The sequence below is a fragment of the Amycolatopsis camponoti genome, assembly GCF_902497555.1.
Taxonomy (GTDB): Bacteria; Actinomycetota; Actinomycetes; order Mycobacteriales; family Pseudonocardiaceae; genus Amycolatopsis; species Amycolatopsis camponoti.
Genome location: NZ_CABVGP010000002.1, coordinates 1,195,177 through 1,208,381, shown reverse-complemented (window position 1 = coordinate 1,208,381; position 13,205 = coordinate 1,195,177). Strand labels below are relative to the sequence as shown.

General features: G+C 71.6%; 13 protein-coding genes. 6 read left to right on the top strand and 7 right to left on the bottom strand.

Features of this window, described 5'->3' with window-relative positions; all coding sequences use genetic code 11:
* Positions 1-110 precede the first annotated feature (110 nt).
* Positions 111-1,106 (bottom strand): DUF1702 family protein, encoded by a 996-nt coding sequence (locus tag AA23TX_RS26255; RefSeq protein WP_155545497.1) that lies wholly within the window; start codon positions 1,104-1,106, stop codon positions 111-113.
* A gap of 31 nt (positions 1,107-1,137) precedes the next feature.
* A complete protein-coding gene (locus AA23TX_RS26250; protein ID WP_196425534.1) occupies positions 1,138-2,043 on the bottom strand; it encodes a helix-turn-helix domain-containing protein in 906 nt (301 codons plus the stop codon).
* A gap of 505 nt (positions 2,044-2,548) precedes the next feature.
* On the opposite strand from AA23TX_RS26250, the gene AA23TX_RS26245 reads away from it, so the two are divergent.
* Both AA23TX_RS26245 and AA23TX_RS26240 read left to right on the top strand, forming a co-directional pair.
* The gene (locus tag AA23TX_RS26245; protein ID WP_155545496.1) at positions 2,549-3,355 is read left to right on the top strand and encodes an AfsR/SARP family transcriptional regulator; all 807 of its coding nucleotides are present in this window, start codon (positions 2,549-2,551) and stop codon (positions 3,353-3,355) included.
* 67 nt (positions 3,356-3,422) lie between these two features.
* The gene (locus AA23TX_RS26240) at positions 3,423-4,121 is read left to right on the top strand and encodes a winged helix-turn-helix transcriptional regulator (RefSeq protein ID WP_155545495.1); all 699 of its coding nucleotides are present in this window, start codon (positions 3,423-3,425) and stop codon (positions 4,119-4,121) included.
* 40 nt (positions 4,122-4,161) lie between these two features.
* Here the strand turns inward: AA23TX_RS26240 and AA23TX_RS26235 are convergent, their stop codons facing one another.
* Together AA23TX_RS26235 and AA23TX_RS26230 are read right to left on the bottom strand one after the other, a co-directional pair.
* A complete protein-coding gene (locus tag AA23TX_RS26235; protein WP_155545494.1) occupies positions 4,162-5,409 on the bottom strand; it encodes an RNA polymerase sigma factor in 1,248 nt (415 codons plus the stop codon).
* A 1-nt stretch (position 5,410) separates the two neighbouring features.
* Positions 5,411-5,794 (bottom strand): YciI family protein, encoded by a 384-nt coding sequence (locus AA23TX_RS26230; protein WP_155545493.1) that lies wholly within the window; start codon positions 5,792-5,794, stop codon positions 5,411-5,413.
* A 160-nt stretch (positions 5,795-5,954) separates the two neighbouring features.
* Here AA23TX_RS26230 and AA23TX_RS26225 point away from each other — a divergent pair, with 160 nt between their 5' ends.
* Positions 5,955-6,617: a maleylpyruvate isomerase family mycothiol-dependent enzyme gene (locus tag AA23TX_RS26225; RefSeq protein WP_155545492.1), complete on the top strand. Its 663-nt coding sequence runs from the start codon at positions 5,955-5,957 to the stop codon at positions 6,615-6,617.
* Between the two features lie 6 nt (positions 6,618-6,623).
* Here the strand turns inward: AA23TX_RS26225 and AA23TX_RS26220 are convergent, their stop codons facing one another.
* Positions 6,624-7,244: an L-threonylcarbamoyladenylate synthase gene (locus AA23TX_RS26220; RefSeq protein ID WP_155545491.1), complete on the bottom strand. Its 621-nt coding sequence runs from the start codon at positions 7,242-7,244 to the stop codon at positions 6,624-6,626.
* A gap of 188 nt (positions 7,245-7,432) precedes the next feature.
* On the opposite strand from AA23TX_RS26220, the gene AA23TX_RS26215 reads away from it, so the two are divergent.
* Positions 7,433-7,945: a DUF899 family protein gene (locus AA23TX_RS26215; RefSeq protein ID WP_155545490.1), complete on the top strand. Its 513-nt coding sequence runs from the start codon at positions 7,433-7,435 to the stop codon at positions 7,943-7,945.
* Between the two features lie 182 nt (positions 7,946-8,127).
* Positions 8,128-10,497 carry a sensor histidine kinase gene (locus AA23TX_RS26210; protein WP_155545489.1) on the top strand — a complete coding sequence of 790 codons (2,370 nt, stop codon included), beginning with the start codon at positions 8,128-8,130 and terminating at the stop codon, positions 10,495-10,497.
* A 177-nt stretch (positions 10,498-10,674) separates the two neighbouring features.
* On the opposite strand, the gene AA23TX_RS26205 is transcribed toward AA23TX_RS26210, so the two are convergent.
* Together AA23TX_RS26205 and AA23TX_RS26200 are read right to left on the bottom strand one after the other, a co-directional pair.
* Positions 10,675-11,280 (bottom strand): response regulator transcription factor, encoded by a 606-nt coding sequence (locus tag AA23TX_RS26205; RefSeq protein ID WP_155545488.1) that lies wholly within the window; start codon positions 11,278-11,280, stop codon positions 10,675-10,677.
* Positions 11,281-11,605: 325 nt separating this feature from the next.
* A complete protein-coding gene (locus tag AA23TX_RS26200; RefSeq protein ID WP_155545487.1) occupies positions 11,606-11,788 on the bottom strand; it encodes a hypothetical protein in 183 nt (60 codons plus the stop codon).
* Between the two features lie 456 nt (positions 11,789-12,244).
* Between AA23TX_RS26200 and AA23TX_RS26195 the strand changes: the two genes are divergently transcribed.
* On the top strand, positions 12,245-12,994 hold the full coding sequence (locus AA23TX_RS26195; RefSeq protein WP_155545486.1) for a helix-turn-helix domain-containing protein: 750 nt from the start codon (positions 12,245-12,247) through the stop codon (positions 12,992-12,994).
* Positions 12,995-13,205 lie beyond the last annotated feature (211 nt).

The following is a 13,205-nucleotide window of genomic DNA, read 5'->3' as shown; positions in this document are numbered from 1 at the left end:
TCTCCCCCTTAGGGTCGAATAGGACGGTTCGTTTCTCGGTCTCTACGGTCACAGATTCGCTGGTCAGCGCTCTACTCCACGGGTGCCCGCGATCACCTGCCCGCGACTTTTCAGCCCGCCCGCCGCCGGGCGGCCTGGTCGAACTCCGCGCGGATCCGCTGCCGCCACAGCTCGTAGGGCGGCTGGTCGCCGTCGTCGCCGTCGGCCCGCTCGGTGCGGTCCGCGAGGTTCTGCGCGCCCTGCACGGACAGGTCGGTGAGCACGCCGGCCGCGAGGTGGGTGTGGGCGGGCACGTACGAGGAGTACGTCCGCGCCTTCACCGCGAACACCACGCCCAGCGCGAGCTCGTCGTAGTGCTCGCCCGCCGCCCGGCGCAGCCGGCCCAGGCCGCCCTGGTCGCTGCCGCCGGCGAACGTCGCGGCCAGCCCGACCCCGCTCCACAGGTCGGCGCGGCGGTGGTCGGCGAAGCGCCCGACCGCTGCCGCGACGGCGTCCGGGTTCCCGCCGTTGATGAACCACAGCGCGCGGCCGACCCCCTGGTCGAACGCCCGGCCGAAGTACTCCGGGCGGCCCGCCCACGGGTAGGGCACCGGCTCGGCCTGCTCGTCCACCCACTTCGCGGTGTCGAAGTACGCGCGGTCGAAGCCGTAACCGTCGACGGCGAGCCAGCTCATCACCGGGTGGTAGGCGACCCCGGTCAGCTCGGGCAGGATGTTCTTCCACAGTGGACGCGGCAGCCGCGCCATCGCGAAGCCGATCCCGATGTAGGTCAGGAAGATGTGCGGGCGCCCCGGTCCCTCCAGCAGCTCCCGGGTGCGGTCGCGGCCGCCGCCCGGCATGGCGTCGAGGATCGTGTAGCCCATCGTCGCGCCTTCGTAGGCGAACCCGCGCTGCTCGGGCTCGACGAGCGCGAGCCGGCGTTCGATCTCCCACAGCGAGGCGCCTTCGATGGCCCATTCGAACCCGCACACGACCGCCTGCGGCACCGCCTCCAGCCGGGCCGTCGCTTCGGTGTGGGTGACCGGGAAGCCGCGTTCGGCGAACCCGACCGAGGCGAGCGAAGGAGCGAGGAACCGCTTGCGGAGCACTCCGATTACGGTGGACATCGTCGTGTGTTTCCTTTGTTCGTCGGCGGGATCAGGCGACGGCGCGCAGGTGCGGGCGCTGGGCGGCGAGCATCCGCTGGGTGAACGGCGACTGCTTCGACGCCAGGGTGATCGCGATCGGCGCGTCGGTCGCGGCCGGCGCGCGCAGGCCCACCCGGGCGGTGGACTGGCCGTAGGGCGCCACGGTCACGCCCGAGTAGCCGATGGAGAACCGCGGCCCGCCGACGCCCGGCTGGTGCTGCGCGACCGCGATCGCGGTCCACCGCCCGGCCGGCACGCCGTGGATGGTCAGCTCGCCCGAGCTCATGTTGGCCATGCCGCCGAAGGCGACCGGCCCGCACTGCGGCACCGGGTCGGCGAACAGCCCGACGAGGGTGTCGGCGGGCGCCGAGCCGCGCGGCATGTCCAGCCGCATCGACAGCACGCCGGTGCCGGTCTGCAGCGAGGCGCAGCTGCGCCCGGCCGCCCGCAGGGTGCGCAGCGGCGGAAGCCGTTGGAACGTCGGTGAAATCGCCACGAGCAGCTCGGCGACCTGCGGCTCGCGGTACTGGGTCGGCGTCATCCCGACCGCCCGCGAGAACCGGCTGGTGAACGTGCCGACGCTGCTGTAGCCGACGCTGCACACGATGTCGGAGACGTTCAGCGACGTCGTCAGCAGCAGCCGCTTGGCCTCGAACAGGCGCACGGCGGTGAGGAACCGGCCGGGGGTCACCCCGGTCGCGTCGGCGAACATCCGCGAGAAGTGGAACCGGCTGACGAAGACCTCGGACGCCAGCTCCGCGAGCGTGAGCGGCTCGAAGTACCGCTCCTGGATCGACGAGATGGCCTGCAGCACGGCGGGCCGGACCGACTTCTCCACCCGCTCGAGGGCCGGCACCCGGGGCGGATCGTCGAACTCGCTGTCGTGTCCGACAGCCGCAATAGACCGCAACATCATCCGTCCAACCTCGAATTCCCCTGATGGCAGTTCTCCTGGTGTCAGGGAAGACGCCGCGTCTCGCAGATCGATCGACGAGCGATGGAGGCCCACCAGGCAAAACGCACCCGGTCGAGTGAGCAGGGCGCGGGCGTGGGCGTTCCACACCGGACGTCCCGTGTGGAACGCACGGCGACGGCGTGCGTTCCACCGGCCCAGGTGATCGCCGGCGGCCCCGCCGCGCCCACGCCTGGTCCGTTCCAGCGACGCCGCCGGACACGGAGGCCCAGGTTGGGCCGGATGGCGGACCGTGCGGAACGCACGGGGCGGACCTGCGGAACGCACGGGGCCACGGGGCAAACGCACGTTGATTCTGGTGGGTGACTCACTGGTCGCCGGATCGACGCTCTGTCACATTCGGATAGATGGTCACATTCGGATAGAAGCCCGGAATTCGGCCGTCCACCGACCCGCGCGGTACGGACTGGGGAGCGCGAGGACGCATTGATGATGCTGGAGGCCTGCCATGTACCCCGAACAGCGGCGAACCGACGAGCCGGATCGCGGCGGTGTTCACTTCACCGTACTGGGACCGCTGGAAGTGCTGCGTGACGGCGTCGACTACGCACCCAGTACGCCGAAGGTGCTGTCGCTGCTCGCCGTGCTCGTGATGCGCCCGGGAAAGATGGTACACATCGACACCCTCATCCGGGAGCTGTGGTCGGACAACCCGCCGCGGACGGTCCGGACCACGCTGCACACCTACGTCTACCACCTCCGCCGCTGCATCGACCAGAACCGGCTGGCGGCCGACGGCGAGGCGATGCTCGCCACCAAGCAGTCCGGCTACACCTTCCACATCAATCCGTCCCAAGTGGACATCCACCGGTTCACCCGGCTGCAGCAGACCGGGCACGAGCACCAGGACGCCGGCGACCACGCCGCGGCCGCCGACGCCTACCGCGCCGCGCTCGACGTCTGGTCCGGGGCACCGTTCGCGAACGTCCTCTGTGGACCGGTGTTGTCCGCCTACCGGACCGAGCTGCTCGAACAGCGGCGCAGCGTCCTGCACCTGCGCATCGAAGCGGAGATCGTCAGCGGCAGGCACCGCGAGCTCATCGGCGAGCTGCGTTCGCTGGCCACCGGCAGTCCGCTCGACGAAGCACTGCACGGACAGCTGATGCGCGCGCTCGGCCGGAGCGGCCGGCGGTCCGACGCGATGGCCGTCTACCGCACGCTCCGGTCCCGGCTGGCCGGGGAACTGGGCGTCGAGCCGTGCGACGACCTCCAGCTGCTGCACCGAGACCTGATTTCCGAGGGCGACCACCGCTGAGCCGCCTCCGCTTCCCCGGCATCCGCCGAAACCGTTACACCGCCCGAGAAGAAGTGAGGAAAGTTCGATGCCCACTCCGCACACCCGTGCTTACGGCCAGTTCTGCGGCGTCGCCCGCGCGCTCGAGATCATCGGCGAACGCTGGTCGCTGCTGATCATCCGCGACCTGGTGCTCGGCGCGAAGCGCTACGACGAGCTGCAAGCGGGCCTGCCGAAGATCCCGCCGTCCATCCTGTCCGCCCGGCTCAACGAGCTGGAGGCCACCGGCGTGATCCGCCGCCGCGTCCGCGCCGAGCTCGACGCGGGCCTGGTCTACGAGCTGACCCAGTACGGCAGCGAACTCGACCACATCCTGCTCGACCTCGGCCTCTGGGGTGCGCGCTCGCTGCACAGCCCGGGCGCCGACGACGTGTTCACCCTCGACGCGGCGATCCTGTCGCTCTACACGACCTTCCGCGCGGAGTGCGCCGAAGGCGTGCAGATCACCTTCGAGATCCGCTACGACGACCGCATGGTCGTGCACGCCCTCGTCGAGGACGGCGCGGTCAAGGTCGGCGAGGGCCGCTTCCCCGGGGCCGAGCTGGTGATCAAGGCGGTGCACGGCGCCGCGTTGCTGGACCTGATGAGCGGCCAGCTCACCGCGACGGCGGCGATCCGGGCCGGCAAGATCGGCATCGAGGGCGACGTCGCGGACCTGGAGCTGTTCGCGAACCTGTTCCACGTGCCGGCGGCGCCGGAGCCGGCCACCGGCATCGTCGTCCGCTGAGCCCGGTCCGGGCCGGCCGGGTCTCCCCCGGCCGGTCCGGTCACGGCCCGGTCCGGCCGATCCGGGCCGCCCGCGCCGCCAGGTACCGGCGTTCCGGTTCGCTCGCGGCCCGTTCGGCGGCCCGCAGGTAGTGCTCGCGCGCGTCTTCGGGCCGGCCGGCGTCTTCGAGCAGGTGGGCCCGGACGGCGTCGACCCGGCGGCCGACGTCGAGCTTGCCGTCGATCCCGTCCAGTACGCCCAGGCCGGCGGCGGGACCCGCCACCTGGGCGACGGCGACGGCGAGGTTCATCGTCACCACCGGACCCGGCATGAGCTCGGCCAGCACGCGGTAGAGCTCGACGATCTGGGGCCAGTCGGTCTCGGCGGTGCCGGGCGCTTCGTCGTGCAACGCCGCGATCGCGGCCTGGACCTGGTAGGGGCCGATCGGGCCGCGCCCCAGCACCGCCCGGACGAGCCCGGTGCCCTCGGCGATCGCCGCCGCGTCCCAGCGGCCGCGGTCCTGGTCCGGCAGCGGGACCAGCTCGCCGTTCGGGCCGGTGCGCGCCTCCCGCCGCGCGTCGGTCAGCAGCATCAGCGCGAGCAGGCCCGCGACCTCGCCCTCGCCCGGTGTCAGCGCGTGCACCGCGCGGGTCAGCCGGATGGCCTCGGTGGCCAGCTCGGCGCGCACGAGGTTCTCCCCCGACGTCGCCGTGTAGCCCTCGTTGAAGATCAGGTACAGCACCTGCAGGACGACGCGCAGCCGGTCGCCGAAGTCGTCCGGCGAAGGCTCGCTGAACGTCGACCCCGCGGCGGCGATGCTCTCCTTGGCGCGGGTGATGCGCCGGGTCATCGTCGCCTCCGGCACCAGGAACGCGCTCGCGATCTGCGCCGTGGTCAGGCCGCCGACCGCGCGCAGCGTCAGCGCGACCTGCGAAGGCGGCGACACGGCGGGGTGACAGCACAGGAACAGCAGCTTCAGCGTGTCGTCGGTGCCCGCGGGCCGCTCTTCGCCGGGACCGGGGACGACCGCCGAGCTCACCGGCTCCCGGACGGCGACCGACTCTTCCCGCCGCCGCCGCGCGCTCTCGCTGCGCCAGTGGTCGGTGAGCCGCCGGGTCGCGACCGTGACCAGCCAGCTGCGCGGGCTGTCCGGGACGCCTTCGACCGGCCACTGCTCGCTGGCCGCCAGGAGGGCCTCCTGGACGGCGTCCTCGCAGGCGTCGAACTGGCCGTACCGGCGCACCAGCACGCCCAGGACCTGCGGCACCAGCGGGCGCAGGACCTCGGCGACCGACGCGGGCGCGGTCACCTCACGAACCGGGGATTTCGGTTTCGGCGTCGGCGAAGAAGACGATCTCGCGCACCTCGACGCCCATGCCGTCGAACGCGGCGTCCGGGATCATCGCCGCGAGCTCGACGGCGCGCTCCTTGCTCGCGCACTCGACGAGGTAGTACCCGGCCAGGAACTCCTTCGTCTCCAGGAACGGGCCGTCCGTGACGGCCGGCAGGCCCCCGCGCACCCGCACCACGGTGCTGTCGGCGACCGGCGCGAGCGCCTGCGTGCCGATCATCTCGCCGGACTCCCGGATCGTGCGGATGAAGTCCTGGTGCCCGCTCATGATGGCGTCCATGTCCTGCTGGGACAGGTTCGCCATCACGTCGGGGTTGAGGTACATCGCCAGCAGGTACTTCACGTCCTGGCTCCCTTCGGCCGCCCTCGCCTCGTCCGAGGCATGAACATAGCCGACCGCGACGTGCCGCCGCGGCGGCACGTCGCAAGCGCGGAGTGGAGCCGCCGCCGGGCCGCCTGCCAGCCTGGAGTACCGGTTACCCGGACCCTGGAGGGTGGCACCGATGGCCGACGTGTTCACGGACCTGCAGACCGAAACCGAGGCGCTGGCCGAGCTGGCCGAACGCCACGGGTACGGCCCCGGCCCCGACCTCACCGGGTACTTCGCCCGGCTGACGTCGACCGCGCGGCTGGTCCGGCTCAGCGCCGAGAACCCGGGCGCCTTCGGCGTCACCCCGCAGATCTCCTACGCGTCGCTCGACGAGGCGATCGTGACGTGGCTGATCGAGCAGCGCAAGGCGAACGCCCTGCTCGCGTCGGCCCCCGCGAAGCCGGAGCTGCCGTGGAGCGACGGCCCGCTGCGCCCGTCGGTGCTCGCCGCGGCCGCGCTGACCGAGCTGTTCGCCCGCGGCCAGGACATCGCCGACGCGCTCGGCGTCCGCCCGCGCCGCGACGACGAGATCGGCCACGTCGCCTACTACGGCGTGCGGACCCGGGACCGCGCCTACCGCCGCCACCAGCGGACGCCGCCCGGGCCGTTCCGGTTCGAGCTGCTCGCGCCGTCGGGGGCGCGGTGGGACTTCGGGCCCGAGGAGGCGACCGACCGCGTCGCCGGGTCCGCCGAGGACTTCTGCCTCCTGGTGACCGGCCGCCGCAACGCCGAGGACCTCGCCCTGACGTTCAGCGGCGAGCACACCGCCGAATGGCTGGAGCTGCTGGAGAACTGAGCGACCTCACTCGAACGGGGTGGGATCTCCGGCACCCACGCGCAGGATCTCCGGCTCCCCGGAAGAGAAGTCGACGACGGTCGTCGGCTCGACGCCGCAGTCACCGGAGTCCAGCACCGCGTCGAGCTGGTGGTCCAGCTCTTCCTTGATCTCCCAGCCCTGCGTCATCGGCTCGCCCTCGCCGGGCAGCAGCAGCGTGCTGGACAGCAGCGGTTCGCCGAGCTCGGCGAGCAGCGCCTGGGTGACGCGGTGGTCGGGGATGCGCACGCCGACCGTCTTCTTCTTTTCGTGCATCAGCCGCCGCGGCACCTCCTTGGTGGCGGGCAGGATGAACGTGTAGCTGCCCGGGGTCGACGCCTTGATCGCGCGGAACACCGCGTTGTCGACGTGGACGAACTGACCCAGCTGGGCGAAGTCCTGGCACACGAGCGTGAAGTGGTGCCGGTGGTCGAGCTTGCGGATGGTGCGGATCCGGTCGAGCCCGTCGCGGTTGCCCGGCCGGCACCCGAGCGCGAAGCACGAGTCGGTCGGGTAGGCGATCAACCCGTCGCCGCGGAGGATCTCGACGATCTGGCCCAGCGACCGGCGCTGCGGATTCTCCGGGTGCAGGTCGAAATAGCGTGCCATGACCGCAGAGCCTAGGGTCCGGGCTCCCGACCGGCACGCCGAGGTCACGGCGAGGTCTTCGGGGGTTCTGGGTGGCAGAGCCCCCGGCCCGCGCGTCTCCCAGCTTGCGGTTCCCGGGCCGAACGCTGGGGCCCGCCCGGGCACGCGCGCCACACTCCGAATGGGACCACACCCAGGGAGGGCTAGCCATGACGAAGCTGACCGTGCCGGAGCTGGAGCGGCCCCGGGCCGTCGCCGCGGCGACGTACCTGTTCGAGGGCCCGCAGGGGCCGATTTCGCTGGCCGACCTCTTCGACGGCCGCCCGCGCCTCGCCGTGCACCACACGATGCCCGACCACAGCGGACCCTTCGACGTCGCGCCGGCGGCCGACATCGCCGCCGCGCTGCACGACCCGGGCCTGCGGCTGGTGCTGGTCTCCCGCGCGCCCTACGCCAAGCTCGAGCAGTACCTCCGGCACTTCGGGCGCGACCTGCCCACGTACTCGGCGACCGGCGCCTTCACCACCGATTTCCCGGCGTCCCGGCGCGTTTCCGAGGCGGCGGGCGGCGTGTTCTGGGACGACGACGAAGCCGGGCTCAGCTTCTTCGGGCAGGAGCGCGGTTCGGTGCTGCACACCGGGTCGGTCGCCGTGTCCCGCCTGGACTTCCTGGGCCTGCTCGGGGTTCCGGACCGCCTCCGGCCCGCCACCGGCCGCCGCTGAACCCGGCGCACCCCCGTCGTCCCGTGCCGTCGTCCCGAGCCCGCCGCGCACCGGCGCCGCGTCTTTTCGGCGCGGAGAAACGGCCCTCGCTTGGGTTACGATCGGGAGACAGCACGTACACCGCGCCCTGGCCGGGCCACCTGGGGCGTCCGGCCACCGCCGAGACCCCGGGGGTTCCACAGATGTCGCCGGTCGCCGCGCTCGAACCGGCAGCGGAGCTGTCCGCCACCGCCGAGCCGCGCGGCACCACCGCGGCGGACCGGCGCCCGCGGCTGGCCACGTACCTGTCCGCGGCCATCATCATCGTCGTCATCACCGGGTTCGCCGTGATCGGCGTCGTCAGCCCGCTGACAGCGTCGGTCGACGCCCTGCACGCCGGGTACGCCGTCGTGGCCGCCGCCGCGCTGCTGGCGATCCAGCTGCTGTGGTTCAGCCGCCCGTCGGCCCGGCTCGACTCCACGACCAGCCGGGTGCTGCTCGTGGTCATGGTCGTGCTCGCCTACGTGCCGCTGCTGACCTTCGGCCTGCTGTGGGCCACCATGCTCGTCTACGTCGGCAGCGCGGCGCTCCTGGTCCTGCCCCCGCGCTACGGCTGGGCGGCGGTGGCCGCGGTCGTGCTCAGCACCGTGGGGATCTACCAGGTGTTCGGCGTCGTGCCGACGACGACCGTCTACAACTCGTTCGGCACGCTCTTCTACATCCTGGTCTTCTACCTGCTGTCCCGGCTCGCGCGGATGGTCCACGAGCTCCACGACGCGCGCACCGAGCTGGCCCAGCGCGCGGTCGCCGAGCAGCGGCTGGCCTTCGCCCGCGACCTGCACGACCTGCTCGGGCTGAGCCTGTCCGCGATCGCGCTCAAGGGCGAGCTCGTGTCCCGCCTGATGCGCAAGTCCGCCGACCGCGCCAAGGCCGAGCTCGGCGAGATCACCGCCACCGCCCAGCGCACCCTGTCCGACGTCCGCGCGGTTTCCCACGGCTACCGCGAACTCTCGCTGGAAAAGGAGTCCCGGACGGCCGAATCGTTGCTGTCGGCGTCCGAAATCGCCGTCCGGATCCACCTCGACCAGGGCGACCTGCCGGTCCAGGTCCGCACGCTGCTGGCCAAGGTGCTGCGCGAAGGTGTCACGAACGTCCTGCGCTACAGCGACGTCGAACACTGCGAGATCGACGTCCGGCACCAGGACGGCAAGGTCACCCTCGAGATCGTCAACGACGGCGTGGCCGCGGACGACCCGGCGCTCGGCCCCGGCAGCACGCTGACGGTCCTGCCCGACGAGGTCGCCGCGCTCGGCGGCACGGCGACCGCGAGGACCGGCGCGGACGGCCGCTTCCGGCTGCGCGTCGAGCTCCCGATCCTGGGCGGGGCGGGCGGCCCCGCCGAGCAGGACACCGGGGAGCGGTCGGAGAGCGCGTCGAAGCAGATCCGCACCCTGCTGCCGGTGATCATGGTGCTGATGGGCATCGGCGCGACGGCGCACCTGCTCCAGCTGACCTCGCGGCCGTGGGAGATCGCGCTGGTCGTCGGCTCGATCGTGGCGTTGCTGGCCCTGCAGTTCTCGTACTTCAACCGGCCCTCGACCCAGCTGCGGTCCGCGCAGAGCTACGGGATGCTCCTGGTCCAGGCCTGCCTGATCTACCTCCCGCTGCTGCCGCTCGGCCCCCACTGGGTCAGCGTGCCCGGGCTGCTGATCGGCAGCGCGCTGCTGGTGCTGCCGCCGGTCGCGGGCTGGGTGTTCTTCGCCGTCAACATCGCCGCCTACGCGGAGATCCAGCGGATCTCGGGCGCGAACATCACGTCCACGATCTTCTACACCGCCGCGACGGTGATGACGAGCCTGGCCGTGTTCGGGCTCCTGTGGCTGGTCCGGCTGGTCACCGAGCTCGCCAGCACCCGGCGGCGGCTGGCCGAGATGGCCCTGGCCGAGGAGCGGCTGCGGTTCGCCCGCGACCTGCACGACCTGCTCGGCATGAGCCTGTCCGCGATCGCGCTGAAGAGCGAGCTGACGGCGCGGGTGCTGCCGCTGGATCGCGACCGCGCCGCCGAGGAGCTGACCGAGGTCCTCGGCCTGACCCGGCAGGCCCTGTCCGACGTCCGGTCGGTGGCGAGCGGCTACCGCGAGCTGTCCCTCGACAGCGAGTCGCGCACCGCGAAGTCGGTGCTGGCGGCCGCCGACGTCCGGGTGCGCATGGAGATGCTCGGCGACGAGCTGCCCACGCCGGTCCGCACGGTGCTGGCCGTGGTGCTGCGCGAAGGCGTGACGAACGTGCTGCGGCACAGCAAGGTGGAGAGCTGCGAGATCGCGATGCGCCGCACCGAGGGCGGGATCAGCCTCGACATCGTGAACGACGGCGTCGAGCGCAACGGCCACCGGCCGGCGTCCACCGGGCAGCCGGACGAGGAGCCGGCACCGGTCGTGCCCGCGCCCCGCGACACCTCGCCCGGCAGCGGGATCGGCAACCTGTCGCACCGGGTCGCCGATCTCGGCGGCGAGCTGACGGCGGGTGTGGAGCCGGACGGCCGGTTCCGGCTGCGGGCGGTCGTCCCCGCCTGACGGCGGCATCGGTGGGCCGGATCAGCTGACTTCCGCCGGACTCGGCAGCGGCATCGGTGGTCCGGACTCGCCGACGGCCTCGGTGATCCCGGGTCGCGGCAACACCGGTGGTCCGGACTCGTCGGACTCGCCAACACGTCAATGGTCCGGACCTCTTTGGTCCGGACCATTGACGCCTCACAGCCAGCCGGACTCCTCGGCGATGCGGATGGCGTCGACCCTGTTGCGCGCGTTGAGCTTCGCGACCACCGTCGTGAGATAGTTCCGTACTGTCCCGGCGGAAAGGTACAGCCGGGCAGCGACCTCCACGGTTCCGTAGCCCTGCGCGGTCATCCGCAGCACGTCCAGCTCGCGGGCCGTCAGCGGGCAGTCCACCGTGTCCCAGGCGGCCAGCGCCAGGTCGCCGTCGACCATGCGACGGCCGGCGAGCACGCCGCGCACCGCGTTCGCGAGCTTGGCCGGGGGCGCGTCCTTGAGCAGGAACCCGCCCACCTTGGCGTCCAGCGCCCGCCTGAGCGTGCCGGGGCGGCCCAGGCTGGTGAGGATCAGGGTCCGGCAGTCCGGCAGGTGTTCGTGCAGCTCACCGGCCGCGGTGAGGCCGTCCTTGCCGGGCAGGTCGATGTCGATGATGGCGACCTGGGCCTGCTTGGCGCGCGCGACGGGCAGGATCTCGAGCCCGGAGGCCACCTCGGCGACCACGTCGATGTCGGGTTCCAGGCGCAGCAGCGCCACCAGCGCTCCCCGCACGATGTGCATGTCCTCGGCCACCAGCACTCTGATCACGGGTGCCTCCGCACTCACGATTCCCCAGAAGCTCAGTTAAACATTCTGCTTGACGAATCGGTTGCACCATTCGGGCACCACTTTTGCGGCGATGCCGCTAAATGCACATGCACGGGTTAGGACCAGGTCAAAAATACCTACTCGCGCCCGGGCGGCTACCAGCCGTCACGGACGCACCGGAGTTCTCGTCACCCGTGTCGGAAATTTTCCGGCCAGGTCGCTTGTGGACTTCCCGGCGCGCGACGTGCGCCGAGCCGGCCCCCCGCGGGCGCGCTGGGCGCCCGCGGTGACCGGCTCGCGGCGTCGAGAACTGCGCAAACGCGCATCAGGCCGCTTCGAGGAGGTCGACCTGGCAGAAGCAGGTACCGCGCCCCTGCGCCGTGCCGGCGCCTGCCTCGATGCTCCAGTGTTCGAAACGGTCGATCACGAGGTCCGTTCCTGCCTTTTCGAACTCGATACCCAGATCGGTGAAAAGCGCGCGGACGTCGGCGGAAACCTGTGCGGACATGTTCTGCTCCCAGTGGCGAAGATGAATGCTTCACGTGCCATAAATCGTCGCCAATGGACGCAGCATCAACCAGTGCCCGCATCATCGCCGTGCTGTGCCTTACACATGGTCCGTGCGGTTTCGGTGAAGACTCCGAACGGGCTAGCAACCCCCTCGAACCCCCTCGATCCACCGCTTTTTCGTCACGGTGCGCGGTCGCTCGCCTCCCCGCCGCTACCACGGGTATGCGAAACGCACATGCGTTCATGGTGAGAGTTCCCGGTCCGGGGCCCGCTCACACCGGATGTGCAAAACGCATGTCCGGGACACGCGAAATCCATCCGGACCGGTGCACAGAGCACTTAAGAAGTAGACGCCCGCCGACCTACAGTTTTGGTCTGAATCGGATCCCCCGCACCGAAGAACCTTCACCGGGAAGGTCCGGGTGCGCATTGTCGACCGGGAGGGACGGCCACCATGGATGAGATCGTCCGGCAAGCCGTGGCACGAGCCATCGTGACCATGCGAGACAACCTGGGTGAGCGGCTCACGATCGACGACCTCGCCCGCGCGGCCATGTTCAGCAAATTCCACTTCACCCGGGTGTTCCTGCGGGTCACCGGGCTCTCGCCGGGCCGGTTCCTGTCGGCCCTTCGGCTCGCGGAGGCCAAGCGCCTGCTCGCGACCACGGTCATCTCGGTGGCCGACATCAGCCACCAGGTCGGCTACAACAGCGTCGGCACGTTCAGCGCCCGCTTCAGCGGCAGCGTCGGCGTTTCGCCGTCGGGCTACCGCCAGCTGCGCGGCATGGCGCCGCGGGTCGCCGACCGGCAGACCCAGACGGGCTCGGGGACGACTGTGCGCGGCCAGCTGCGCGCCGGGACGTCGGCCGAGGTCGGGCCGGTGTTCGTCGGGCTGTTCGCCGCCCGGATCGCCGAAGGCGCGCCGGCCCGGTACGCCATCCTGCCCGGCCCGGGACCGTATGCACTGGCAGACGTTCCGCTCGGTTCGTGGTACGTCCTCACCCACGCTTACGGCTGCGGCGAGGTCGACAACCACACCCTCCGGCCCTACACCGGGCTCGCCGGCCCGGTGACCGTGCACCGGGGCGTCACGGCGAGCCTGGCCGACGTCCGGCTGCGGCCGCGGCACGGCTTCGACCCGCCGGTCCTGCTCGCGCTGCCGGACCTGCGCCGCACGGCGGTGGCCCGCCCGATGGCGGTCTGAGAGCGTGCAATTCGACGGCACCGAATCCGCCGTCCGTTAATCGGCGGACGGCGGGCTCACCCGCTCCGGGTTCCCCGCAGCCATTCGGCCCAGCGGGAAGGCGGCGGAACGCGCCGTGCCCCACCGGTGAATTCCCGGCCATTCCCGGGTGCGCTTCTTCGAAACACCGTCGGGGCGTGGCAATGGCGTACAATTACGGTTCGGAGTCAAC

Excerpts from the sequence above, each read along its gene's own strand:
- AA23TX_RS26210 (WP_155545489.1), top strand. The coding sequence starts at position 8,128 with ATGTCGCCGGTCGCCGCGCTCGAACCGGCAGCGGAGCTGTCCGCCACC.
- AA23TX_RS26245 (WP_155545496.1), top strand. The coding sequence starts at position 2,549 with ATGTACCCCGAACAGCGGCGAACCGACGAGCCGGATCGCGGCGGTGTT.
- AA23TX_RS26250 (WP_196425534.1), bottom strand. The coding sequence starts at position 2,043 with ATGATGTTGCGGTCTATTGCGGCTGTCGGACACGACAGCGAGTTCGAC.
- AA23TX_RS26240 (WP_155545495.1), top strand. The coding sequence starts at position 3,423 with ATGCCCACTCCGCACACCCGTGCTTACGGCCAGTTCTGCGGCGTCGCC.
- AA23TX_RS26200 (WP_155545487.1), bottom strand. The coding sequence starts at position 11,788 with ATGTCCGCACAGGTTTCCGCCGACGTCCGCGCGCTTTTCACCGATCTG.
- AA23TX_RS26215 (WP_155545490.1), top strand. The coding sequence starts at position 7,433 with ATGACGAAGCTGACCGTGCCGGAGCTGGAGCGGCCCCGGGCCGTCGCC.
- AA23TX_RS26225 (WP_155545492.1), top strand. The coding sequence starts at position 5,955 with ATGGCCGACGTGTTCACGGACCTGCAGACCGAAACCGAGGCGCTGGCC.
- AA23TX_RS26255 (WP_155545497.1), bottom strand. The coding sequence starts at position 1,106 with ATGTCCACCGTAATCGGAGTGCTCCGCAAGCGGTTCCTCGCTCCTTCG.
- AA23TX_RS26195 (WP_155545486.1), top strand. The coding sequence starts at position 12,245 with ATGGATGAGATCGTCCGGCAAGCCGTGGCACGAGCCATCGTGACCATG.
- AA23TX_RS26220 (WP_155545491.1), bottom strand. The coding sequence starts at position 7,244 with ATGGCACGCTATTTCGACCTGCACCCGGAGAATCCGCAGCGCCGGTCG.